Consider the following 23,898-nt stretch of genomic DNA (forward strand, 5'->3'; position numbering starts at 1 on the left):
GCATCGGACGGGTTCTCGTGCGGCCCGCCGTCACCGGACACGTACCGGTCGACAGCCTCGCCACCGGACCCGTTCTCCCCAGCTGCCTTCTCGTTCTTCACCGCCGCATGGAAGCACGTGGCCGACTCCGGCGACCACCCGCTCTCCGCCGACGCCGGGCGGAACGCGCGTGCCTCCCGCCTCGCCCCCACCCGGTGTTCCCCGGGCCCGCCCGACGCGTCCGCGCCGCTCGTCACCCAGTCTCGCGGGCAATCTTGACGTCGGTGATGTTACCGGTAACACTTCCAGTGGCCCAGTCACGGAGAGGCGGAGTCCCGCGTGCCCGACACACCGACCGCGCAAGAGGTGAAGCACATCCGACCGGCCCCGGAGACGAGGGTGTTCAGCCCTGCCGCCGTGGTCGCGTCCTGTGTCGGCTTCGTCCTCATCGGCGCGCTGCAGGCGCTGTACGGCCCTGCCATCCCCGCCTTCCGTGACGCCCACGACCTGTCGCCGTCGGCCGCCGGTCTGGGGCTGAGCGCCCACTTCATCGGCGGTGTCGTCGGCGTGCTGCTCTTCGACCGGCTCTTCGGCCGCATGGGCAACCGGCGGATCCTCGGCGCCTCCTACCTGCTGATGGCCCTCGGCGCCGCGGGCTTCGCGCTCGCCCCGAGCTGGCCCGCCGGACTGGTGGCCGCACTGCTCGCCGGCCTCGGCTTCGGCGGCATCGACTACGGCCTCAACCAACTCTTCGCCGTGGGCTTCGGTCACCGCTCCACCGCGATGCTGAACATCCTCAACGCCCACTTCGGCGTCGGCGCGATCCTCGGCCCCGCCCTGATCGCGGCCGTCGGCGCCGAGCACTACCCGGCGCTCTTCCTCGCCTTCGCCGCCGCCAACCTGCCCCTGCTGCTCTGCCTGCGGGGCGTACGCGACCAGGTGCCCCCGCCCGCCTCCGCCGCACCCGCCACGACCGCCGCACCCGACGCGGCCCGCGCGCCCGGCACGGCGGAGGGCGGCTCGGTGCTCGGCCGCAGCCTGGGCTCGGTGCTCGCGGTGTTCGTCACCCTCTACGTCCTGCACGTCGGCATCGAGGCCGGCGTCGGCGGCTGGGAACCCACCCACCTGGAGACGGTCGGATACGGCGCCGGGGCCGCCGCGACCGCCACCGCCGTGTACTGGCTGATGATGACGGTCGGCCGTTTCCTGGTCGCCCCCATCGCCCTGCGCCACTCCCCCCAGACGATCATCACCGTCTCCTGCGCCGGTATGACGGTCTGCCTGCTGCTGGCCTCGGTGCCCTCACTCGCCCCCTACGCCTACGCCGGCGTCGGCCTGTTCATCGCGCCGATCTTCCCCACCGGCCTGCCCTGGCTGAACGCGGCCGCACCCCGCGCCCGCCGCGCCGGAGCGCTCGTCATCGCCGCCTCCATGATCGGCGGGGTGGCGGCGGGTCCGGCGCTCGGCAAGGCCATCGAGTGGTCCGGCGTCCGCGCGGTCCCCCTGCTGCTCGGCGCGGTCTCGGCCGTGTGCCTGGCGGCCACTCTCTGGCTCGTCCGGGCCACCCGCTCCGGCTCCGGTTCCCCGTAGCCCCAGTCGCTTCCCACCACCCTGCCCGCACGTCCCAGCCGAAGGGAAACAGCCTTGCGCTCGCCCGCTCTGACCACGTCGTCCGACGGTTTCCTCCTCGACGGTGAACCGTTCCGGATCATCTCCGGCGCGATGCACTACTTCCGCATCCACCCCGACCTGTGGGCGGACCGGCTGCGCAAGGCCCGCCTGATGGGCCTCAACACCGTGGAGACGTACGTCCCCTGGAACCTCCACCAGCCCGACCCCGACAGCGACCTCGTCCTGGACGGCCTGCTGGACCTGCCCCGCTATCTGCGGCTCGCCCGCGAGGAGGGCCTGCACGTCCTGCTGCGCCCCGGCCCGTACATCTGCGCCGAGTGGGACGGCGGCGGTCTGCCCTCGTGGCTCACCTCGGACGCCGACATCCGGCTGCGCTCCAGCGACCCCCGCTTCACCGACGCCCTCGACCGCTACCTCGACATCCTGCTGCCCCCGCTGCTGCCGTACATGGCCGCGAACGGCGGCCCGGTCATCGCCGTCCAGGTCGAGAACGAGTACGGGGCGTACGGCGACGACACCGCCTACCTCAAGCACGTGCACCAGGCGCTGCGGTCGCGCGGTGTGGAGGAACTGCTCTTCACCTGCGACCAGGCGGGCTCCGCCCACCACCTGGCCGCCGGAAGCCTGCCCGGCGTCCTGTCCACCGCCACCTTCGGCGGCAGGATCGACGAGAACCTGAAGGCGCTGCGGGCCCACATGCCCGAAGGGCCGCTGATGTGCTCGGAGTTCTGGATCGGCTGGTTCGACCACTGGGGCGAGGAGCACCACGTGCGGGACGCGGAGAGCGCCGCCGCCGACCTCGACAAGCTGCTGGCCGCCGGGGCCTCCGTCAACATCTACATGTTCCACGGCGGCACCAACTTCGGCTTCACCAACGGCGCCAACCACGACCAGTGCTACGCCCCGATCGTCACCTCCTACGACTACGACGCCGCCCTCACCGAGTCCGGCGACCCGGGCCGCAAGTACCACGCCTTCCGTGAGGTGATCGCCCGCCACGCCTCGGTCCCGGACGAGCCGGTCCCGGCACCCGCGCCCAGACTCTCCGGCATCACCGTGGAGCTGGACCGCCGCGCGCCCCTGCTGCCGTACGCGACCACGCTCGCGGGTGCCGGCGTGGCGCGCAGCGAACACCCGCTCACCATGGAGGAGTTCGGCCAGCGCTCCGGTTACGCCCTGTACCGCACCACGCTCCCGGAGGCGGGCGACGGCCTGCTGCACTTCAGCGGCGGGGTCGGCGACCGTGCCCAGGTCTTCGTGGACGGCGCCCCCGTCGGCGTCCTGGAACGCGAACGCCACGACGAGACGCTGCCGTTGCGCGTGCCGCGCCCCGGTGCCACGCTCGACGTGCTGGTGGAGAACATGGGCGGCGTCAACTACGGCCCCCGCATCGGCGCCGCCAAGGGACTCCTCGGCCCGGTCACCTTCAACGGCACCGCCCTGCTCGGCTGGGACACCCACCGTCTCCCGCTCGCCGACCTGTCCACGATCCCCTTCGCACCCGCCGACGCGACCCCGGTCGCCGTCCCCGCCTTCCACCACGGCACCTTCGACGTCGACGCCCCCGCCGACACCTTCCTGTCGCTGCCCGGCTGGACCAAGGGCCAGGCCTGGATCAACGGCTTCCACCTCGGCCGCTACTGGAACCGGGGCCCCCAGCGCACCCTCTACGTCCCCGGCCCCGTCCTGCGCGCCGGCAGCAACGACCTGGTCCTGCTGGAGCTCAACGCCACGACCAGCACGCGCGCCGAGTTCACGGACACGCCCGACCTGGGCCCGGTGAAGCCCTGATGACGCGGCCGCACCGCGTGCGCCTCCGAGGGACCGGCGCCCCGTCGCGGCGGGGCCACCTGCCCTTCGCCGACGCGCCCGGCGTTCCCGACCCCATCGAGGTCGGCAGTCGGTTGCTCACGCGGGGCGGCCGCCCCTGGTTCCCCGTCTCCGGCGAGTTCCACTACTCCCGCTACCCGGCGGGGGAGTGGGAGGAGGAACTGCTGAAGATGAAGGCGGGCGGGGTGACGGTCGTCGCCTCGTACGTCATCTGGATCCACCACGAGGAGCGCGAGGGCCGCGTCCGTTTCGACGGCGACCGCGACCTGCGCCGCTTCGCCGAACTCTGCGCCCGGCACGGCCTGGACTTCGTCCCCCGCATCGGCCCCTGGGTGCACGCCGAGGTACGCAACGGAGGCCTCCCCGACTGGGTGCTGGGCCGCACGGACGCCCCGCGCACCGACGATCCGGCCTACCTCGCCCCCGTCCGCACCTGGTACGCGGCCGTCGCCGAACAGCTCCGGGGCCTCGGCCGGGCCGACGGCGGCCCGATCGTCGCCCTCCAGATCGAGAACGAGCTGTACGACCGGCCGGACCATCTGCTCACCCTGAAACGCATGGCCCAGGAGGCCGGTCTGGCGGCACCCCTGTGGACGTCGACCGCCTGGGGCGGGGTGCGGCTGCCGCCGGACGAACTCGTCCCCCTCTACGGCGGCTACCCCGAGGCCTTCTGGACCGAGGCGGACGGCGGCTGGCCCGACACCTGCCGCAAGCACTTCTTCTTCACCCACCGGCGGGACGACGAGGGCATCGGCGCGGACCTGCGCCCCACGACGGTGCGGGGCGGCGATCCGCAGGCGTCGGCGGACCGATTCCCCTGGGCCACCTGCGAGTTGGGCGCAGGCATGGCGGTGGCGTACCACCGTCGTCCGCGGGTCGAGGCGGCCGACGTCGGCGCCCTCGGCCTCACCAAGATCGGCTGCGGCTCGGTCTGGCAGGGCTACTACATGTTCCACGGCGGCACCAACCCACCGGGCGACCTCGCCCCCCTCCAGGAATCCCACGCCACCGGCTACCCCAACGACCTCCCTCGCCTCAGCTACGACTTCCAGGCCCCCCTCGGCGAGTACGGCCAGTACCGCCCCTCCTACGACGAACTCCGCCTCCAGCACCTGATGCTGGCCGACTTCGGCGCGCTGATCGCCCCCATGGAGTCCGTCCTGCCCGAGTCGCTCCCCGCCGGCCAGGACGACCGGGAGACACTGCGCTGGGCGGTCCGGGCCGACGACCGCTCCGGCTTCCTCTTCGTCAACAACCACCAGCCGCACGAGCCGCTGCCGGAGCACCCGGACACGTCCTTCGAGGTGGAGCTCTCCGGGGGCGGTGAGGTGCTGTCACTGCCGAGCGCACCCGTCACCATCCCCCAAGGTGCCTATTTCTGCTGGCCGTTGCGGCTGGACGTGGCCGGGCTGCGGCTCGACTGGGCCACCGCGCAACCCGTCTGCACGGTCGACGACGGCCGCGGCCGTACGATCCTGGTCCTGGCCGCGACCGACGGCATCGCCCCCGAACTCGCCCTGGACCTGCGCACCGTGACGACCGTGTCCGCGCCGTCGGGTGCCGAGGTCACGACCGCGGGCGACCGGGCCCTGGTGACGGCGCTGCGCCCCGGCACGGACGCGCTGGTGGAGGTCGACACGGCCGACGGCCGCCGGGTCGGTCTGCTGGTCCTGGACGCGGCGACGGCCCGCACCGCCTACCGGGGGCCCGCCTGGGGTGCGGAGCGGCTGGTCCTGCCGGCCGACGGCGGTGTGGTCTTCGACGCCCACGCGGACGAGGTACGCCTCCACTCCACGGCCGGGGAACCGTCGTTCGCCGTCCTGCCCGCCCCGGAGCGGGCTCCGGTGGTGACCGGGGCGACGGTGAAGGAGTCGGTGGACGGGGTGTTCGTCCGCTACACGCTGGCGGCAGGGGTGGCGGAGGAGGACGGACGACGCGGCTCCGGTGGGCCGGACGGTGCGCTGCCGGTCACGCTGGTCCGCCCTCCCGGTGAGGCACCTCCGGTCACGACGGGCGTGCTGGGGCGGGCGAGTGTGCCGGCCGACGCGTACTTCGACACGGTGGCCGCCGAGTACGAGGTCGTCCTGCCGGACGATCCGCCGCCCGGCACCCTCCTTCGGCTGCACTGGACCGGTGATGTGGCTCGGGCGTATGCGGGGGAGCGTCTTGTAGCCGACCAGTTCTTCTCGGGGCGGGTCTGGGAGTTGGGGCTCGGTCGGGTGGGTGCGGGGGCGCTGCGGGTGCGGGTGTTGCCGCTGGGGGAGGGGGCGCCGGTGCATGTGCCGGGCCGGGTGGGTGGTTCGCTGGTTCCGGCGGAGGTGGTGCGGGCCGAGTGCACCACGACCCGCACCTGGCCCGTCCGGCCTGGGTGATCCTTGTGAGGGGGTGCGTTGTCGGGTGCGGGTGCGTGGGGCTTCTCGCGCAGTTCCCCGCGCCCCTGAAAAGCAGGGGCTGCGCCCCGTGCTTTTCGGCCCGCAGGGGCCGTTGCTTTCAGGGGCGCGGGGAACTGCGCGACCAGCCCCCACCGGACCCGCACCTGACAACGCAACCCCCCCGGGCCCCCGGCCCGGCCCCCGGGGGGCCAAAACCGTCGGACCCATCGAAAGGAAGCAGCCGCATGCCCCGAGACACCACGGACGGCGGCGCGTCAGACCTCCCCGGCGGAGCCCCTCGCGGAGCCCGCCGCAGCCGCCGCAACTTCGCCGGCTCGCGCCCGGTGATGGACGACGTCGCCCGTCTCGCCGGTGTCTCCAAACAGACCGTCTCCCGCGTCCTCAACGACAACCCCGCGGTCCGGGCGGAGACCCGGGAGGCCGTGCTGGACGCCATGCGGACGCTCGGCTACCGCCCCAGCCGCAGTGCCCGCTCCCTGGCCAGCGGCCGCACCCGGATGCTCGGCGTGATCTCCTTCGACGCGGCCCGCTTCGGCCCCGCCTCCACCCTGACCGCGATCAACACGGCCGCCCAGACGGCGGGGTACCTCGTCAGCTCCATCGCCCTCGACACGGCCGACCGGGACACCGTCGTCCAGGCGGTGGACCGGCTGTCGGCCGAGGGCGCGGACGGGATCATAGTCATCGCCCCCCAGCGGCCCGTCGCCACCGCGCTCGCACGGGCCCGCCCGGACACCCCGCTGGTGATGCTGGACAACGGCCTCGGCGACGGCACCCCCGTGGTCTCCTCGGACTTCACGGCGGGCGCCCGGCTGGCGACCCGGCATCTGCTGGACCTCGGCCACCGCACCGTCTGGCACATCGCGGGCCCCACCGGCTGGACGTCCGCCGACCGACGCGCCGCGAGCTGGCGCGCGACCCTGCGGGACGCCGGCGCACGCGTCCACGAGCCCCTGGTCGGGGACTGGAGCGCCGACTCCGGCTACGCGCTGGGCCGGAGCCTCGCGGCCCGCCCGGACGTCACCGCCGTGTTCGTCTCCAACGACCAGATGGCGCTGGGTCTGCTGCGCGCCCTGCACGAGGCGGGACGCCGGGTGCCGGACGACGTGAGCGTGGTCGGCTACGACGACATCCCGGAGGCGGCGCACCTGCTGCCGCCGCTGACGACGATCCGTACGGACTTCCCCGAGATCGGCAGGCGGGCGCTGCGGTTGCTGCTGGCGCAGTTGGACGAGCCGGAGGAGGTGGGGGAGGGGTTGGAGAGGGAGCCGGTGATTCCGGTCGAGCTGATCGTCCGGGAGAGCACGGGGACGGCGGGGTAGGTTCCGGGCGCCTACGGGGCTGCCACGGTGGCTTCCCGGGCGACCGCGGGTTCCTCGGGGCTGGTCGCGCAGGTCCCCGCGCCCTGACGGGGGGCGCCCCTGGACCGGCGTCGGGAGCGGGTCCAGGGGCGCGTCGTCCTACCTCACGGCTTCCGCGCGATCGCGCCGTACATCGCGATGTCCTCGTCGCGGATGTTCTGCTCGCCCGTGCCGTCCGGGTGCCACTTGTGGACCTGGACGATGCCCGGCTCGACCAGTTCCAGGCCCTCGAAGAACTCGTGGGCCTCGTCGATGGTGCGCAGCCGCATCGGCATGTCGCGGGCCGCGTACTCGCGGGCGACCCGGCCCACCTCCTCGGGGGCGAACTCGGCGGTGCCGATGGTCATCGCCAGGTAGCTGCCCGAGGGGAGGGGTTCGAGGAGCCTGCGGACGATGCCGACCGCGTCGTCCTCGTCCAGCACGAAGTGGACGATCGCGATCACGGTGAGCGCGACCGGCTCGTTCAGGTCGAGCGTCTCCAGGAACTCGGGAGAGCCGAGGACGGTCTCCGGGTCCTGGAAGTCCGCCTCGATGTACGCGGTCCTGCCCTCGGGGGTGCTGGCCAGTAACCCCTGGGACAGGGTGAGGACGATCGGGTCGTTGTCCACGTAGACGACCCGGGACTCGGGGGCCACCGACTGGGCTATCTCGTGGAGGTTGGGGGAGGTGGGGATGCCGGTTCCGATGTCGAGGAACTGGCGCATGCCCGCCTTCTCGGCGAGCCAGCGCACCGCGCGGTTCATCCAGTCGCGGTTGGCGCGCATGTGGACCGGCAGGGCCGGCCACTCGTGCGCCATCGCGTCACCGGCCTCCTTGTCGGCCGGGTAGTAGTCCTTGCCGCCGAGGATGTAGTCGTAGATACGCGCGGAGTGCGCGTGCTCGGTGTCGATCCGGTCGGCCGGCCATCCGTTGTCGGGCAACGCCGTCCCTCCCATCAAGTCGTTCTGTCCAGGTGCACGATCGGGTAGGCCCCGGAGGTTCGGCAAGTGCCGGAACCCTCGGGTCCACAAACAGGTGGTGCGTCAACGAGGCGTGAAAGCAAGCAGGTTGTGCGGTTCAGAGCAGGAAGTCGGCCTCGCCCGCCTTCACGCCGGCCAGGAAGGTGGTCATCTCACGGGGGGTGAAGAGCAGCGCGGGGCCGTCCGGGTCGGTCGACTGGCGTACGGCGACCCTGCCGTCGGCGAGCTTCTTCACCTCGACGCAGGCGCCGCCCGCGTCGTCGCTCCACGGCCGGTGCCAGTCCTGGGCGCCGAGGTCGCGGGCGGGCATGCCGTTGCGGACGTCGTTGTGTACTCCGGGGGTCGTTGCCTGGGATATGCGGTGGTGCACGTCAGAGCTCCTTGCGTAGCGCGCCGAGGAGGGCCTCGGTCTTGCGGGCGGGCGCCGACTGGGCGCCCAGCCGGTCCATGGCCTCGCGGTAGACGACGACGTCGTCCCCCTTGTCGAGATACACCGCGCCCACCAGACCGCTGAGGTAGACGATGTCGGGCAGCTCGCGAGCCCTGAACCGGAAGAGATGGAACGCACCGGCCCGCATCGCAGGGTGCGGGCCGTTGTGGAACGGCATGAGCTGGACCGTGACATGGGGCAGCCGGTTCAGCTCGATCAGATGGTCGATCTGGGCGCGCATCACGTCCGGTCCGCCGACCGGCCATCTGAGCACCGTCTCGTCCATCACCACCCACAGCCGCGGCGGCCCCGCGCGGGTGAGCAGTTCCTGCCGGCGCATCCGCAGCGCCACCCGCCGTTCGGTGTCCTCCGTCGCCGCGTGCGGATTGCCGGCGCCGAGCAGGGCACGGGCGTACTCCTCGGTCTGGAGCAGGCCGTGCACGAACTGTGCCTCGTACGCGCGGATCTGGAGCGCGGCCTGCTCCAGACTGAGGTAGGCGGCGAACCAGTCGGGCAGGACGTCGCGGTAGGTGTGCCACCAGCCGCGTTTGTTGGCCTCGCGGACCGACTTCAGGAAGGTCTCGATCTCCTGCTGGTCCCGCACCCCGTAGACCTGGAGCAGTTTCTCGACATCCGGCAGGCGCAGCCGGGCGACCTTGGCGGACTCCATGCGGCGGATCGTGGAATGGCTGACACCGATCGCCTCGCCCGCCTGCTCGAAGGTCAGACCGGCGCGCGTGCGCAACTCCTCCAGCTGTCTGCCGAGGATCATGCGCAGGACGGAGGGGGCGCCGCCCCAGTCCGTTTCCGCGGTCACGCCCACCACCCCTCACACCGTGCCACTGAGGTCATGTCGAACTCGATTACGGGCCCTGAGCGTTTTCGTTCAAAGAATGCGCGTTGTTGTGCGAGTCGCTTCGAGAGCGCAGTCTGACACGATCTTGGCTCGATCGGAGGCCGCATGCGACCCACAAATTGCAAATTTCAACTTGCCGGTTGCGAGGTGTTGTTCGCGGATGCCACAGTGGACGTACCGTCACGGCCTGGCGAACACTTGGGCCGCGCGGCCAGGTTGGGGGAGATGTGGCCGCAACTCAGCGCTGTTCGACGCGAGTTGCCAGAGCTCGTGTCGAGTGGCGAGACGGCCGTGGCACCGGCGCCCCACCGGTGCGAAGGGCCAACGAAAGGCATACGGCGATGGCTCCGCCCACCCTCCCCCAGTCCCCGGACCGGTTAGCCCCGACCATGTACCCACCCCTTGGCGCAGAGGCGTACGAACCCCACCGCGCGGGCGTGTTCGGACTGCCCGCGGTGCCCGCCTCGGCGGGCGAGGCGCGCAGAACCGTGCGCGAGCTGCTCGACGAGTGGGAGGTGCGTCCGGAGACCCGCGAGGACGCGCTCCTGATCGCCTCCGAGCTGGTCACCAACGCGCTGACCCACACGGACAGCGAGTGGATCGTGTGCCGGCTGCACTTCACCGGCCGTCGGCTGCGGATCGAGGTGGAGGACCAGAACAGCGGTCACGCACAGCCTGCCCGGCGTCGTCCGGGCCCCGACGACCAGAATGGGCGTGGCCTCATGCTGGTCGGCATGCTCAGCAGCGACTGGGGGGTGCGCGACGCCCCACAACGGTCCGGTCGTGTCGTCTGGGCGGAACTGCCGTCGGAGGGCCGGGAAACCGCCGAGCCCGCCCCTCCGACGGCCTCGCACGAGAGCGGAGGGTTTCCGTTGACCGACCCGTCCTGGACGTAGACGCTCCGCTGGGAGAGCCGGATACGGCGCCCGGAGCCCCGCCGTGCCGCGTCCGCCGAGCCGCGCTGTGTCGCTGTTCGGCTGCGGCGGCGTGGTCGCTGGTCGCGCGGTTCCCCGCGTTCGCCGCGCCGTGCTGCGTCGTCGTTCGTCCGCGGCGCCGTCGTGGCTGGTCGCGCGGTTCCCCGCGCCCCTCTCGGGGCTCGCTGTTCCCGCGTCGCTTTCGGGGCGCGGGAGCCCGTCGGACGTACGCTGCCTCCGAGACAGCCCGTCACCGCTGGAGGCGCCGTGCGCAGCGAGTCCGAGATCGATGTCCTCGTGCTGGGCGGGGCGGGGGTGGACACCATCGTCTACGTGCCCGAGCTGCCGCTCCCGTTCGCCGACAGCCATCTGGTGCCGGCCATCGAGACCCGGGCCGGACAGACCGGCGACTTCATGGCGGTGGCCACGCACGCCCTCGGGCTGCGCACGCACCACTTCGACCTGCTCGGGGACGATCACGAGGGCGATCTGGTGCGCGCGCTCCACCGTGACCGGGGCATCCCGCTCACCGAGGCGCCCCTGCCGGGCGGCACCCGGCGCGCGGTGAACCTGGTCGGCCCGGACGGACGCCGCTGTTCGCTCTACGACGGCAGCCGCAGCCAGGAGGTGGACGAACTGCCCCCGGACACGGTCCGGGCGCTGGCCGGGGCCAGCCACCACGTCCACGTCTCCATCAGCCGGCCGTGCGCGGCCTCGCTGCCCGTGCTGCACGAGCTGGGGGTCACCGTCTCGACCGATCTGCACGACTGGGACGGCGTCAACCCGTACCACGAGCCGTTCGCCCTCGCCGCCGACCTCGTATTCCTGTCGGCGGCCGCGCTCCCCGACCCGGAGAAGACCATGCGCCGGATCAGCGAGCGGGGCCGGGCCCGGACCGTCGTCGCCACGGACGGGGCGCGGGGCGCGTACCACCTCGTCGACGGCGAGCTGAGCCATGTTCCGCCGGTGGCCCCGCCGACCCCGGTCGTGGACTCCAACGGGGCGGGCGACGCCTTCGCGGCGGGCTACCTCTTCGGCCGGCTCACCGGCGAACCACCGAGCCGGTGCGCCCTCTTCGGCGCGATCGCGGGCGCGTACGCCTGCACCGTCCCCTCGACCCGCACCGACGCGATCCGCCGTGCCGAACTCCTGTCCAGGGCAGCCGAGTCGACAACCTGACCCGCCGTGCGGGGGCTCAGCCCGGCCGGAGTCCCGCCGCCACCAGGCGGGCCTCCATCCTGCGGCGGGCCGCACCGAGCACCGCCAGCAGGAGTTCCTTGCTGGAGTGGCGCTGGCGTACGTCGCAGAGCAGGACCGGGACCTCGGACGACAGGTCGAGCGCCTGGCGGACCTGCTCGGCGTCCACCTCGCGCTTCCCGTCGAAGCAGTTGACGCCGACCGCGAAGGGGATGTCGCGGGACTCGAAGAAGTCGACCGCGGGGAAACAGGCGTCGAGCTTACGGGTGTCGGCGAGGACGACGGCCCCGAGGGCCCCGCTGCACAGGTCGTCCCACATGAACCAGAAACGGTCCTGTCCCGGGGTTCCGAAGAGATACAGCACCAGCTCGGGGGAGAACGTGATCCGGCCGAAGTCCAGGGCGACGGTGGTCGAGACCTTCTTGTCGACGCCCCTCATGTCGTCCACGCGTCTGCCCGCCGCGGTGATGTGCTCCTCGGTCGCCAGCGGGGTGACCTCGCTCACCGAGCCGACCATCGTGGTCTTGCCGACGCCGAAACCGCCCGCGATGAGGATCTTCAGGGCGGTGGGTACGACCGGCCCGGAGCTGACGGACACCATCCATCACCCTTTCGACGAGTTCCAGGCCCGGCCGCTCGCGCGGCTCACGCGTCCTGCACGTAACCGGTGGGGGTTTCCGAACGGGGCGCCGCGCTCAGGTACTTGCCGACCTGTTTGACCAAGGTGCCCATCTCGAAGGCCATCATGCCGACGTCCACCTCCTCCGAGGCGATCGCGGCGAGCCGCGCGCCCCGCCCCGCGGCGGTGACGAAGAGGAACGCCCGCTCCATCTGGATGACGGTCTGCTGGACCTCGCCGCCCTGGAAGTGACGGGCCACGCCCCTGGCCAGACTGTGCATGCCCGAGCCGACGGCCGACAGGTGCTCCGCGTCGTCGAACCGGATGTCCTTCGACTTGCCGATGAGAAGGCCGTCCCCGGAGAGCACGATGGCGCAGTGGATCTCGGGTATGCGTTCCACGAGTCCGTCCAGCAGCCAGTCCAGTTGGGGACCGGGTCGTTCCTGCTCAGTCATGTCGTGCGTGTTCCTCACGGTCGGTCGGCGCCAGGGGCGGCGCCGGGTCGTCGGGGCGCCGGGGGCAGCGCCCGTCAGGCGGCCTCGGGACCTGGTCGGGGTGCCGGTCGGCCGTCGGTGCTGTGGGTGCCGTCGGTGCCATGGTCGTCGCGCGGTTCGGTGAGCCGGGCCCGCGCCGAGCCCCGCTGGATCGCCACCATGACGCGGGCCAGGTCCTCGGGGCTGAGCGTGTCCTCGGCGTCGTCGCCGTCGGCCGCGGAGGGGGCCTCGGGCGCGTTCTCGCGGGGCCGTGGCGCGGACGGGGCGTTCCGGGCCCGCCGGGGCAGGCCCCGCGGGAGGGGCGCGGCGCCGGTCCCGCCGTGGGGCGTGTCACCGCTCATCGGGGCCGCCGGCTCGCAGCGCGTGTGGTGCCGGTGGGGGTCCCACCGCGCGACTCGGTGCGAGCGCGGGGGAGGGTGCCTGGCATCTGATTCCTCGTACGACAGTGAACGTCCGACGGCGGTGGGGGTGCGCCCGCGAGCCACCCGGCATCCCCTGTGCCCGGCTTGACACACCGTCGGCGGAAGTCGGCGGGCGACGGAACGCTATCAGGACCCGGGGCCCGTCGTCAGCACTTGTCCAGTCCCGGCCCGCTCGACGGCCCGGCCGTAACTCGTCGCCGGGCGTTCGCACTTGGCGCGGGTCCCGGGACGGCCGGAGAGCGCCGGGGGAGGAGCGGCGGAGCGTAAGGTTCCGGGGGCGTCACGGAAAGCAGACTTGTCGACACGGCAGCCCCGCAGGATCGGCACCTCATGGCCACAATCGCCTGCTTGGGGCGTGGCTTGAAATCTATGGCGACCTGCTCAAACCCCCACACGGGGCGCCGCGGTTTGGTATTTGGCGGTGCACATCGCGAACCATCCTTGTGCCGTACGGGGTTTGGCTGGTCGTCCCGTCCGCCGTCGCCTGGTCCCCAGTTGAGGCAGTCGTGCAAGTTCGGCTCGGAAAGTATCAAAATATGGACATCGGCGTACTCGTATCTCACATTTGGGCTCATAATTCAACTGTCAATATTTCGGCCAAACCCCCTAAACGATCTTGGCGTAAGAGGTTGATTTGTAGACCATGTTCCAGTCGGTCAGACTCCCAACCGGAACCATGATCGGCGCACAGCCACCGCGTCTCCCCCGGGCGCGGGTGAACGCCTAGAAGGGCTTGGCGTGGAACACGTCTTCACAACCCAGGACCACGAAGATCTACGGCAGCGCGTACGCGAGTTCGCCGAGCGGGTGGTACGCCCCCTGATACCCGAGATGGAGGCCTCCCGCACCGCCCTGGTCGGGCTCTCCCGTCTGATCGCCCAACAGGGGTGGATCGGTGCCACCATCGACCCGGTTCACGGTGGCATGGGCGCGGGCCACCTCGCCAAGACCATCATCATCGAGGAACTGTCCCGGGTGAGCGGCGCGATGGGGGCCATGGTCCAGGCCTCCCAGCTGGGCGTCGCCAAGATCATCCACTTCGGCGACGACAACCAGAAACGGCACTGGCTGCCGAAGATCGCCGCCGGAGAGGTGCTGCCCACCATCGCCGTCACCGAGCCGGGGTCGGGGGGCCATGTGGCCGGCATGGAGAGCAGCGCGGTACGGGACGGCGACGACTACATCCTCAACGGCCGCAAGGTCTTCGTCGGCAACAGCCATGTCGGCGACGTGCACGGGGTCGTGGTGCGCACCGGGCCGGGCTCGAAGGGCATGACGGCCTTCCTCGTGGAGTCCGACCGTCCCGGCTTCTCCCTGGCGCCCCAGGTGCCCTCCATGGGCCTGCACGGGTTCAGCTTCGGGGAGCTCATCTTCGACAACTGCCGGGTGCCGGCCGCCAACCGGCTCGGCGAGGAGGGCGAGGGGCTGGCCGTCGCCTACTCCTCGTCGGTGCTCTACGGCCGCCTCAACCTCACCGCGGTGTCCCTGGGCATCCACCAGGCGGTGTTCGAGGAGACCGCGCGGTACTGCGGGGAGACCCAGCGCTACGGCAAGCCGCTCGGGCACCTGCCCAACATCAAGATCGAGCTGGGGCGGATGCTGCAACGCCTCACCCTCGCCCGGCAGAGCGCCTATCTCGCCGCGCACCTGCTCGACAACGGGCGGCCCTGCGACGTCGAGTTGATGTCAGCGAAGCTCTACAACGTCGAGGCGTCCATCGAGTCGGCCCAGGAGTCCGTCAAGATGCACGCCGCGTGCGGTCTGTTCACCGACCGCCCGGTGGAGCGCTATCTGCGCGACGCCTTCCACATCTACGCGCCCGCCGGCACCTCCGAGATCCAGGGCCTGAGGCTGGGCGAGTTCGCGCTCGGCGAGAACAAGGGCGAGTGGTCCGAACGGCTCGCCGAGCTGGTTCGAACACCGCAGGTCGAGCAGCGGCAACCGGAACCTGTCCCGGTCGGAGAACTGGTCTGAGAGCCGGTCGAAAAGGTTCCGCGGGTTCGGAAGCGGCACCGCGCCCCGCAAGGGGCGCGGGGAACTGCGAGGCAAGCCCCACCGGCCCGCGGGTCATGACGGCTCACCCGGCGCGGGCAAACGCAGAGAACCGCGGACACGACGACGTGTCCGCGGCTTTCGTCTCCCGGGGGCCGGAACACCCCGCGGCCCGTCTCCCCTCGACCGCGACGGACCGGCGGCGCCGGATCGGCCTCAGTGGCCGCCGGCGATGGCCTGGATCCGGTCGGACATCTCCTGGGCCATGTGCTTGATGATCTCCAGTCGCTGCCGTCCCCAGGTACGGGAGTCGGTGTCGACGACGCAGATCGTGCCGAGGTTCATGCCGCCCAGCGTGTCGACCAGCGGCGCCCCCATGTAGGAGCGGATGCCGATCTCGTCGACGACCGGGTTGCCCGCGAACCGCGGGTAGTCGCAGACGTCGTCGAGCACCAGGGCCGCCGTCCGCTTGACGGTGTGCGGGCAGAACCCGTGGTCCAGGCGCATCTCCCGGCTCATCGAGGTCTCGGCCGCCTGCCCCTGCGCGATGTTCACGGGGCCGGCGTCCGGCGTGTAGAGCCCGGCGAAGAACTGACGCCTGTCGTCGACGAAGTTGACCATCGCGTACGGAGCGTCCAGCTCCAGGGCCAGCCGGCGCGCGAACGCGTCGAACTCGGCCCGGGGGGTGTCGGCGAGCCCCAGCTGGGCGAGCCTCGCGGCACGCTGCGGCGCCCCCGGATCCTCGGGGGTGAGGAGCAGGCGGTCGAGCGGTGGCTCATAGGCGGAATAGGGGCTGTTCATCAGAACTCCGTTCGAGGTCGGCCGAGTTGAGCTGGCGTCAACGCAGCGCGGGCGGCTGGTGCGAAGCCACGGGTGGGGTCATGCTGAGCAGATGCTGCACGAGTTCGACGAGCACGCCCGTACCGGAGCTGCAGTGCCGGGCGTCGCAGAACACGATCGGTGCGTGGGACTTCAGGCCGATGGCGTCCCGGACCTCCTCGACGGAGTACTGGTAGGCACCGTCGAACTCGTTCACCCCCACGACGAACGGGATGCCCCGCACCTCGAAGAAGTCCACCGCGGGGAAGCACGCGTCGAGCCGACGGGTGTCGGCGAGCACCACCGCGCCCAGCGCCCCGTCGGAGAGTTCGTCCCACATGAACCAGAACCGTTCCTGCCCCGGCGTGCCGAACAGGTACAGCACATGGTCCGAGCCGAGGGTGATCCGGCCGAAGTCGAGGGCCACCGTGGTGGTGGACTTCTCCTCGACCCCGGTGAGGCTGTCCGTGCCGGCGCTGGCCGTGGTGATGACCTCCTCGGTGCTCAGCGGCGCGATCTCGCTGACCGCCCCCACGAAGGTCGTCTTGCCCACCCCGAATCCGCCCGCCACGAGGATCTTCAGGGCGGTCGGGAACGGGTCAGAGTCGTGCGCGTAGGCCATCAAGCACCGCCTCCAGAACTTCTCGGTTGGCCGCGGAGGCCGCCTCTACGGCACGGGGCGCCCGTGCGGTGAGCGCCTCGTGCTGCACCAGGTCGGACAACAGGACTTTGGTGACCGCGATCGGCAGGTTCATTCGCGCGGCCACCTCGACCACCGGCACCGGCCTGACGCACAGCCCGAGCACCATGTCGTGATCGGGGCCGAGGTCTGCGAGCGGCCGGACACCGGTGGCCATCACCAGAGTGAGCAGGTCGAAGGATGTCGAGGGTCGAGTGCGCCCGTTGCTGACGGTGAACGGCCGTACTAAGCGTCCGGCCTCCTCGTCCAGGAACAGCTCGTCCGTCATCGCGTCACATCCCCGCGCTGGACGGCGCGATGGTCGGGCGGCGGGCAGGCGTGGCGAGGAACGGCTGCACGGCCCGGATGAGCATGCCCATCTCGTAGCCGAGCGTCTCGGTGTGCGTGGACGCGTCCGCGGTCACCGCCAGCACGGCGCCGTGGCCCGCGGAGGCCACGATGAGGATGCCGTTGTGCAGCTCCACGATGACCTGGCGCACTGTGCCGCCGTTGCCCAGCACCCTGTCGTGACCGAAGGAACGGCCCAGGGAGTTGAGCCCGGAGGCTATCGCCGCCAGCCGGTCGGCGTCGTCGGTGCTCAGATCCACATGTGCCTTGCTCAAGCCGTCGGACGACAGCAACAGGACCTGCCGGGTACCGGGAACGGTCTTCTTGAGGTTGTCCAGCAGCCAGTCGATGTTCTGCCCGGTGGGGTGGCTATCGCTCACCATGGTGGGGTTCTTCTCCTTGCGGTTGGGGCGGGGCCCAGCGCGCGTCGTCGACGGGGATCGCGTCGGAGATCGCGCCGGCGAGACCGAAGCCTCGATTGATTCCGGCCAGGAGGCCGGGGCTGAAGTTCAGCTCCTGCTCGGTGGTGTCGGGACGCGGCACGGGGCCCTGGCGGAGTTCGGGCGCCAGGTGCTCCATCGCACGCCGCTTGGGCAGGTTCGGCCTGCCGGACGCGCCGGGTCCGCGCGGGGCGGCCGCCGGGCGGTCGTACCCGGAGGGGCGGTACTCCGACCGTACGTCGGAGACGGGCTGGGCCCGCTCGTGCCGGGCGGCCGCCGGGGGCGGCGCGGGCGCGGCCGACCGCTGCGGCATGCCCGGCGGGGGACCGGCCGGGGAGGGGGTGTGGGCCGGGGGAGCCGCGTGCGCGTGCGACGGTGCGGCGGCCGGGGGAGCCGCGTGCGGAGATGGCTGCCAGGCGGCGGGCGGGGGCGTCTGCGCCGGCCGGGGGGCGGCGGGCGGCCGTGCCTGGACCGGGGCCTGGACGGGTGCCTGCCCCTCCTCGTCGCCCAGCAGACCCTGCGGGAGCACCAGGATCGCCTGCACACCGCCGTAGATGTTGCCCTGCAACTGGACCGCGATGCCGTGCCGGCGGGCCAGCGAGGAGACCACGAACAGACCGATCCGGCCGTCGGCGAGCAGCTTGGCGACATCGATGCGGGCCGGGTCGGCGAGCAGGGCGTTGATCCGGTCCTGGTCCTCCTGGGGTATGCCCAGGCCGCGGTCCTCCACCTCGATGGCGATGCCGGCGGTCACCCGGCGGGAGCGCAGGAGGATCTGGGTGTCGGGGTGGGAGAACATCGTGGCGTTCTCGACCAGCTCGGCCAGCAGGTGGATGACGTCGGCGACCGCGTGGCCGCGCAGCGTGCCCTCGATGGGCGGCACCAGTTTGACGCGGGAGTACTGCTCGACCTCGGCGATGGAGGAACGCAGCACCTCGGTCAGGGTCACCGGGTTCGTCCACTGGCGCCGGGAGACCGCCCCGCCGAGCACCGCGAGGTTCTCGGCGTGCCGGCGTATTCGGGTGGCCAGGTGGTCGATGCCGAAGATCCGGCGGAGCAGGTCCGGGTCCTCGACCTGGTTCTCCAGGTCGTCCAGCTCACGGATGGTGCGGTGCACCAGCGACTGGAGCCGGCGGGCCAGGTTGACGAAGACCTCGACCTTGTCGCTGTTGTCGTCGGAGGCCGCCTGGAAGTAGCTCGCCGCCCAGACGAGGGCCTCCCGGGCCCGGTGCTGGGCCTCGGTGACGTCGTACTCCAGCTTCTGGTACGGGTCCTCGCCGCGTGGGGCCTGGTAGGCGAAGCCGCGCGAGAGCAGCTGTTCGCCGCGCTTGAGGCGGGTCAGGTCCTCGTCGAGCGCCCAGTTGCCGCTGGTGATGGCCTGGCGCAGCGACTCGGCACGCCGCGCGTCCGACCTCGCCCGCTTCCTGGCCGACAGCACGGCGCCCGCCAGGCAGCCGCAGCCCAGCACCGCCCCGCCCGCCAGCACTCCCCAGGTTGCGGGGTCGGCCGTGCCCTCCTGGAGCCGCAGGACCGTGCCCGTGACGGCGGTGGATATTCCAGCCATGAAAGCGGCCGGGAGAACGGCGAGCCGTGTCAGTCGGGACTGTGCTGCGGAGGAGTTCGCGGAATCCGACACCCCGGGCTTTCCGTGCCGGTGACGGGACGGGGCAGTGGTGGTGTCCCGCCGACCGTGATCCGGGGTCGTTGCGAAGGGTGGGGGTTCAGGCATCGGAGTCCTCTCGATCAGCCAGTACGCGACAGAGTAGCGAAGAACGTCAACTATCTGACCAGCGGTCCTAGACGCTCAGTGGAGGTCTGTCACCTGAGGTGCCGTCAGCGCGGCAAGGGTCTGTGACGCCTTTCTACCTTCTCCGCGCAAGGCGGCGCCGGTGGAGTTCTTCACACCTCCGTCATGGTGTCGCGCCGGCTGTGAACGAGGGGCTGCCGGGCGGGGGGTCACCTGCGGATTCGGCCGTTCCGGGTGCTGCTCCCGGCCGTGGCGATCGCATGATTCACGCCAGCGCGCGGTGCGTTGCCTCGTGTCAACGCCCGGCCGGACGAGCGGAGTCGGGTGCGAAAGGTGCGAGTTCGCACCCGGTGGGCACGACGCATTCCAGGAACATTCACACCACGGGGGCCGGAAAGCGGTCAGGGGCGACCGTCGGCCATGCTTTGACCAAGCTTTAGACTTCAATGGAACGATACGGCAGTCTGATGTGAGAATGTGAGAACCTGCTCGCGGATGGACCCAGTTGCCCCGGTCGCGCCCGAACTCCCTTGTTAGCACGATCAGTTGAGTCAGCGTATGCTCTGTCGCATCTCCCGGGGGCTGACGCCGTAGCGTCGCCGGAAGGCCGTGCTCAAGGCGCTCGCGGACGAGAAGCCCGCGGCGTAGGCGAGGTCGGTGATCGTCAGGTGCTCGCACTCCGCGCACAGCAAGCGGTCCCGGACCAGGCGCAGCCGTTCCTCCCGGATCAGCTCTCGGGGCGTGGTGCCCGCTTGCTGCAGGGCCAGTTGGATCTGGCGCAGCGACCAGCCGAGGGCGCGCGCCACCGCCGTACCCGTGAGATTCGGATCCGCCGCGTGGTCGCGCACATAGCGGCGGACCATCGCCTCCACCTCGCCCAGCTGCCCGGGGGCGTCGGGGCGGTCGTCGCCGACGGTCAGCATGCACACCAGCTCCACCACCCGGTCGGAGACGGCGTTGAACTCCGGGTCGGTGAGGTGTTCGCGCTCCTCGTGCAGTCCCGTCAGCATCGAGCCGACGATCCGGCCGAGACCGGTGGCGAGGTTCAGTCCGCTGGCCACGGGTGACCGGGTGTTGAGCCGGCCGTCCACCTCGCGGGCCGGGATGGTGAAGATGAACGCGTCGATGGCGTCGCTCTGCAGGCACTGGAACGGAGAGGCGAAGGTGACCAGCGCGGCCGTGCCCGGGGTCAGCCGGGCCTCCTCGCCCCCCTGCCGCAGCACGATCTCACCGCTCATCGGCAGCAGCAGCCGGTAGTCCTCGTCGGGATCCTGGCGTACCTGACGCATCGTGCGGGTGTACTCGATCTCGTCGGACCGGTACTTCACCAACTGGTACGTGTCGGTGCGCTGTCGGAGCGTCTCGCCGCGGAAGTTCTCCGCCCGTGCGTATCTGAAGCCCATCCGGGACTGGTACGAGCCGATCTGCTCGGTCCAGAAGTCGGCACGCTCGCGCGGGGCCAGCTCCTCGGTGGTCAGCGCCTCGACGCTGTAGCTTCCCGCGGGCAACGCTCTCCCTCCCTGGTGCCGGGCCCCCGACGACGTCCTCGTTGTCTTTTACGGTCTCCCGTAGGAAAATCTTCAACTTCTGCTTGATCAAAGATAGTTACCGTCCGGTCGGACACGGAGGGCACCCTAGCGCGGCAAGCGGTTGCCGTGCCGCCCGGCCGATTGGCTGAATATGCCTCTGGGAACCTCGTCCTTGGCATCGTGCCCCTTGCGCCACTTCTGCGCCCTGTGACAACTTCCCTGCGCGTCACGGAAAGTACCCGCGCGGTCGCGCCGCTAGCGTCGTGCGCTCCGTCAACTCCCGCCGGCGTCCCGGGACCCCCCGTCGCCTGGGGACTTGAGGACGTTAGGACTCGTACTTCATGACCGAACCGATATCGCAGGCGGTGATCTGGGCTCTCGCGGCGGCCCTGCTCGCCACCGCCGTACTCCTGCTGCGCCAGCACGGGATCACCAGGCGACTGCGCGGGAGGAACGCCGTTCTGGCCGATGAGGTGCGGGTCCGGGACGAGGAGCTGCGCCATCTGGTCACGGTCCGTCTGCCGGCCCTCGTCGACCGTCCCGGCCAGGCCGTGCCCGGCGTCGGACCGCTCGACGGCCGTCTCGCCGGCACGGACTTCGGCAAGGGACTCGACGAGGTGCTCGCCCGCTTCTCCGGCGCCGTCGAGCACGCGCAGCACCGCGCCGACCAGTCCGCGAAGGCCGCGCTCAAGGCGTCCATGCGCTCCATCCAGGCCCTCGCCAACGAGCAGCAGATGTCCATCTCCGAGATGCAGGAGCGGCACGACGACCCCGACGTGCTGCGCGACCTCCTCGAAGTCGACCACACCAACGCCCAGTTCGGGCGGCGTGCCCAGGCCATCGCCGTCCTCTGCGGCTCCTGGCCGGGCCGGCAGCGGGCCACCTCCCCGCTCGTCGAGGTCGTCCGGGGCGCCACCTCGCGCATCCGTGACTACCGGCGCGTCCGTGTCCACGGCCAGGTCGACCTCGCGGTGGTGAGCCGCGCCGTGGAACCGGTCGTCCTCGCCCTCGCCGAACTCCTCGACAACGCCGCCCGGCACTCCCAGCCCAACACCACCGTCGAGGTCAACGTCCAGACCGTGCACAACGGCGCCTGCGTGATCGTCGACGACGCCGGTGTCGGCATGGACGCCCACGGCGTGCGGCGCGCCACCCTGCTGCTCTCCGGCGACGACGAGGTGGACGTCACCCGCCTCGGCGACCCGCCCCAGTTCGGCCTCGCCGTCATCGGGATGCTCGCCCGGCGCTACGGATTCACCGTCTCCGTGGACACGCGCTCCCCGTACGGCGGTGTCCGCGCCGTCGCCTTCCTGCCGAACGCGCTGCTCACCCACGGGGAGCCCGCCGCCCCGGAGCCACGGCTCGACCGTACGCCCGTGACCGAGGCCGCCCCCGGCCCCCGCCCGGCGACCGTCGAGACCGCTCCCGCCGAAACGACCGACGGCGGACTGCCCAAGCGCCGCCGACGCACCCCCAGGCGGACCGCGGCCCCGGAACCGGAGCCCGTGGCACGGGCCGAGGAGCCTCCCGGCCGCTCGCCCGAGGAGAACGCCCGCCTCATGGGCGCCTTCGCCCGCGGCACCCGGTTCGGCCGGGCGGCGGGACGCATCCTCGACGAGGAGGAGTACGTCCCGGACCGCGACCGCGACCGCGACCGCGACCGCGACCGCGACCGCGACCGCGACGGTGACCGCGACCGCGACCGCGACGGTGACCGCGACCGCGACCGCGACGGTGACCGCGACCGCGACGGTGATCCCGCGGCGCCCACCCCCCACCAGAACGAAGGGACCCCCCACGCATGATCGAGCCCACGAACAACGAGCTGGGCTGGATGCTCGACGACGTGCTGCAGGTTCCCGAGGCGCGGCACGCCATCCTGCTCTCCGCCGACGGCATGCTCCGCGCCCACTCCGCCGACATCGACCGCGACGACGCCGAGCGCCTCGCCGCCGGACTCTCGGCGTTGCAGTCCATCAGCCGCAGCACCTCGGAGTTCTGCGGCCCCGCCGACCGCCCGTGGCGCCAGACCCTGATCGAGTTCGGACACGGCTTCGTCTTCCTCGTCGCGGCCGGCGAGGGCGCCTACCTCGCGGTCTCCACCGGTGACGAGGTCGACATGGAGGCGGTGACGTACCGCATGCACAAGCTCGTCGACCGCCTCGGCAAGGAACTCACCAGCCCGGCACGGCTGGACACGGGCAGCAGGTCATGACCCCCCGCCGGCCACGGGGGCGGCTGGTGCGGTCGTACGTCGTCACCGACGGCCGCGCCCGTCCGACCCGCAACACCCTGGACCTGGTCACGCTGCTGGTCGCCGCGACCGATCTGCCGCTGACCGGGCTCAGTCCGGAGAAGCGCCGGGTGATGGACCTGTGCCGGCCCGGCTCGCTCTCCCTGGCCGAGGTGGCGAGTCGTCTGGAACTGCCCGTCAGCGTGACCAAGGTGCTGGTCGCCGACCTGATGGACAGCGGCCACATCGTCACCCGCGCATCGTCACCCGCGCTCGAACACGCTCGCGCGCGGGCATCCCGCTCGGCCGCCCGGCCGTCCGACGCGAAAATCCTCCAGGAGGTCCTCGATGGGCTCCGCGCCCGCCTCTGACGACGTCTACCTGCGGCCCACGGTGAGAACGGCGGCCAAGCTGCTGGTCGTCGGTCACTTCGCGGTCGGCAAGACCACGTTCGTCGGCACGCTCTCCGAGATCCGGCCGCTGCGCACCGAGGAGGTCATGACCGAGGCCGGCGCGTTCGTCGACGACCTCGCGGGCACCCATGACAAGACCACCACCACGGTCGCCCTGGACTTCGGCCGGCTCACCCTCGACGACTCCCTGGTGCTGTACCTGTTCGGCACCCCCGGACAGCAGCGCTTCACCAGGCTCTGGAAGGACATGACCCGCGGCGCCCTCGGCGCGCTGGTCCTCGCCGACACCCGCCGGCTGTCCCACTCCTTCGAGGTGATGGGCGTCCTGGAGGAGCTCGACCTGCCGTACGCCGTCGCCGTCAACGACTTCGACGGCGCGCCCGTGCACGAACTGGACGAGGTGCGCGAAGCGCTCGACCTGCTGGACGAGACGCCGCTGGTGCGCTGCGACGCCCGTGACCCGGACTCCTCCACCCGGGCGCTGATCGCCCTCGTCGAATACCTCCTGGACCGCAAGACCGAACTGGAGCCCGCGTGACCCCCGCACCGCCGTCCGGTCCCTCCGCCCCCCTCGGTCCCTCCGACTCATCCGGCCCGTCCGGTCCGCCGCCG

Annotated in this window: 23 protein-coding genes; 11 read left to right on the forward strand and 12 right to left on the reverse strand. The window is 71.6% G+C overall.

Going from position 1 to position 23,898, the window contains the following annotated elements:
• Positions 1-318 precede the first annotated feature (318 nt).
• The 4 genes from GWK25_RS12020 to GWK25_RS12035 all read left to right on the forward strand — a co-directional run bounded on the left by GWK25_RS12020 (position 319) and on the right by GWK25_RS12035 (position 7,156).
• A complete protein-coding gene (locus GWK25_RS12020) occupies positions 319-1,569 on the forward strand; it encodes a sugar MFS transporter (RefSeq protein WP_215449793.1) in 1,251 nt (416 codons plus the stop codon).
• 54 nt (positions 1,570-1,623) lie between these two features.
• Entirely contained in the window at positions 1,624-3,402 is a 1,779-nt protein-coding gene (locus tag GWK25_RS12025) for a beta-galactosidase family protein (protein ID WP_215449794.1), read from the forward strand.
• Positions 3,402-5,813 (forward strand): beta-galactosidase, encoded by a 2,412-nt coding sequence (locus GWK25_RS12030; protein ID WP_215449795.1) that lies wholly within the window; start codon positions 3,402-3,404, stop codon positions 5,811-5,813. Before GWK25_RS12025 ends, GWK25_RS12030 begins: the two co-directional genes overlap by 1 nt.
• A 245-nt stretch (positions 5,814-6,058) precedes the next feature.
• On the forward strand, positions 6,059-7,156 hold the full coding sequence (locus GWK25_RS12035; RefSeq protein WP_215449796.1) for a LacI family DNA-binding transcriptional regulator: 1,098 nt from the start codon (positions 6,059-6,061) through the stop codon (positions 7,154-7,156).
• Between the two features lie 143 nt (positions 7,157-7,299).
• On the opposite strand, the gene GWK25_RS12040 is transcribed toward GWK25_RS12035, so the two are convergent.
• The 3 genes from GWK25_RS12040 to GWK25_RS12050 all read right to left on the reverse strand — a co-directional run bounded on the left by GWK25_RS12040 (position 7,300) and on the right by GWK25_RS12050 (position 9,401).
• Positions 7,300-8,115 (reverse strand): SAM-dependent methyltransferase, encoded by an 816-nt coding sequence (locus tag GWK25_RS12040; protein WP_215449797.1) that lies wholly within the window; start codon positions 8,113-8,115, stop codon positions 7,300-7,302.
• Between the two features lie 136 nt (positions 8,116-8,251).
• Positions 8,252-8,464, reverse strand: coding sequence for a DUF397 domain-containing protein (locus GWK25_RS12045; protein WP_045559951.1), 213 nt, complete (start codon positions 8,462-8,464; stop codon positions 8,252-8,254).
• 61 nt (positions 8,465-8,525) lie between these two features.
• Entirely contained in the window at positions 8,526-9,401 is an 876-nt protein-coding gene (locus GWK25_RS12050; protein WP_215449798.1) for a helix-turn-helix transcriptional regulator, read from the reverse strand.
• Between the two features lie 428 nt (positions 9,402-9,829).
• On the opposite strand from GWK25_RS12050, the gene GWK25_RS12055 reads away from it, so the two are divergent.
• Entirely contained in the window at positions 9,830-10,336 is a 507-nt protein-coding gene (locus GWK25_RS12055; RefSeq protein ID WP_308404219.1) for an ATP-binding protein, read from the forward strand.
• Between the two features lie 285 nt (positions 10,337-10,621).
• On the forward strand, positions 10,622-11,533 hold the full coding sequence (locus GWK25_RS12060) for an adenosine kinase (RefSeq protein ID WP_215449800.1): 912 nt from the start codon (positions 10,622-10,624) through the stop codon (positions 11,531-11,533).
• Between the two features lie 16 nt (positions 11,534-11,549).
• Here the strand turns inward: GWK25_RS12060 and GWK25_RS12065 are convergent, their stop codons facing one another.
• The 3 genes from GWK25_RS12065 to GWK25_RS12075 all read right to left on the reverse strand — a co-directional run bounded on the left by GWK25_RS12065 (position 11,550) and on the right by GWK25_RS12075 (position 13,005).
• A complete protein-coding gene (locus tag GWK25_RS12065) occupies positions 11,550-12,152 on the reverse strand; it encodes an ATP/GTP-binding protein (protein ID WP_215449801.1) in 603 nt (200 codons plus the stop codon).
• Positions 12,153-12,196: 44 nt separating this feature from the next.
• Positions 12,197-12,625: a roadblock/LC7 domain-containing protein gene (locus GWK25_RS12070; RefSeq protein WP_215449802.1), complete on the reverse strand. Its 429-nt coding sequence runs from the start codon at positions 12,623-12,625 to the stop codon at positions 12,197-12,199.
• A 74-nt stretch (positions 12,626-12,699) separates the two neighbouring features.
• A complete protein-coding gene (locus GWK25_RS12075; RefSeq protein WP_215449803.1) occupies positions 12,700-13,005 on the reverse strand; it encodes a hypothetical protein in 306 nt (101 codons plus the stop codon).
• A gap of 819 nt (positions 13,006-13,824) precedes the next feature.
• On the opposite strand from GWK25_RS12075, the gene GWK25_RS12080 reads away from it, so the two are divergent.
• The gene (locus GWK25_RS12080; protein ID WP_215449804.1) at positions 13,825-15,060 is read left to right on the forward strand and encodes an acyl-CoA dehydrogenase family protein; all 1,236 of its coding nucleotides are present in this window, start codon (positions 13,825-13,827) and stop codon (positions 15,058-15,060) included.
• A 234-nt stretch (positions 15,061-15,294) separates the two neighbouring features.
• Here GWK25_RS12080 and GWK25_RS12085 read toward each other — a convergent pair whose 3' ends face one another.
• From GWK25_RS12085 to GWK25_RS12110, 6 genes are all read right to left on the reverse strand, one after another.
• Positions 15,295-15,879 (reverse strand): GAF domain-containing protein, encoded by a 585-nt coding sequence (locus GWK25_RS12085; protein WP_184900606.1) that lies wholly within the window; start codon positions 15,877-15,879, stop codon positions 15,295-15,297.
• A 37-nt stretch (positions 15,880-15,916) separates the two neighbouring features.
• Positions 15,917-16,519, reverse strand: coding sequence for an ATP/GTP-binding protein (locus GWK25_RS12090; protein WP_215449805.1), 603 nt, complete (start codon positions 16,517-16,519; stop codon positions 15,917-15,919).
• Entirely contained in the window at positions 16,497-16,865 is a 369-nt protein-coding gene (locus GWK25_RS12095; RefSeq protein WP_033529367.1) for a DUF742 domain-containing protein, read from the reverse strand. Before GWK25_RS12095 ends, GWK25_RS12090 begins: the two co-directional genes overlap by 23 nt.
• A gap of 4 nt (positions 16,866-16,869) precedes the next feature.
• Positions 16,870-17,307 carry a roadblock/LC7 domain-containing protein gene (locus tag GWK25_RS12100; protein ID WP_033529461.1) on the reverse strand — a complete coding sequence of 146 codons (438 nt, stop codon included), beginning with the start codon at positions 17,305-17,307 and terminating at the stop codon, positions 16,870-16,872.
• Complete coding sequence (locus tag GWK25_RS44265; protein ID WP_215449806.1) at positions 17,294-19,093, reverse strand: ATP-binding protein; 1,800 nt, start codon at positions 19,091-19,093, stop codon at positions 17,294-17,296. Before GWK25_RS44265 ends, GWK25_RS12100 begins: the two co-directional genes overlap by 14 nt.
• A 569-nt stretch (positions 19,094-19,662) precedes the next feature.
• On the reverse strand, positions 19,663-20,619 hold the full coding sequence (locus GWK25_RS12110) for a helix-turn-helix domain-containing protein (RefSeq protein ID WP_215449807.1): 957 nt from the start codon (positions 20,617-20,619) through the stop codon (positions 19,663-19,665).
• A gap of 362 nt (positions 20,620-20,981) precedes the next feature.
• Here GWK25_RS12110 and GWK25_RS12115 point away from each other — a divergent pair, with 362 nt between their 5' ends.
• Genes GWK25_RS12115 through GWK25_RS12130 form a run of 4 tightly spaced genes read left to right on the forward strand, consistent with a single transcriptional unit; the run spans position 20,982 to position 23,824 of the window.
• The gene (locus tag GWK25_RS12115; RefSeq protein ID WP_215449808.1) at positions 20,982-22,445 is read left to right on the forward strand and encodes an ATP-binding protein; all 1,464 of its coding nucleotides are present in this window, start codon (positions 20,982-20,984) and stop codon (positions 22,443-22,445) included.
• A complete protein-coding gene (locus tag GWK25_RS12120) occupies positions 22,442-22,855 on the forward strand; it encodes a roadblock/LC7 domain-containing protein (RefSeq protein WP_215449809.1) in 414 nt (137 codons plus the stop codon). The genes GWK25_RS12115 and GWK25_RS12120 overlap by 4 nt, the downstream gene beginning before the upstream one ends.
• Positions 22,852-23,244, forward strand: coding sequence for a DUF742 domain-containing protein (locus GWK25_RS12125; RefSeq protein WP_215449810.1), 393 nt, complete (start codon positions 22,852-22,854; stop codon positions 23,242-23,244). The genes GWK25_RS12120 and GWK25_RS12125 overlap by 4 nt, the downstream gene beginning before the upstream one ends.
• On the forward strand, positions 23,222-23,824 hold the full coding sequence (locus GWK25_RS12130; protein WP_215449811.1) for an ATP/GTP-binding protein: 603 nt from the start codon (positions 23,222-23,224) through the stop codon (positions 23,822-23,824). The genes GWK25_RS12125 and GWK25_RS12130 overlap by 23 nt, the downstream gene beginning before the upstream one ends.
• Positions 23,825-23,898 lie beyond the last annotated feature (74 nt).

It is taken from the genome of Streptomyces sp. ATCC 21386 (assembly GCF_018728545.1).
Classification (GTDB): domain Bacteria; phylum Actinomycetota; class Actinomycetes; order Streptomycetales; family Streptomycetaceae; genus Streptomyces.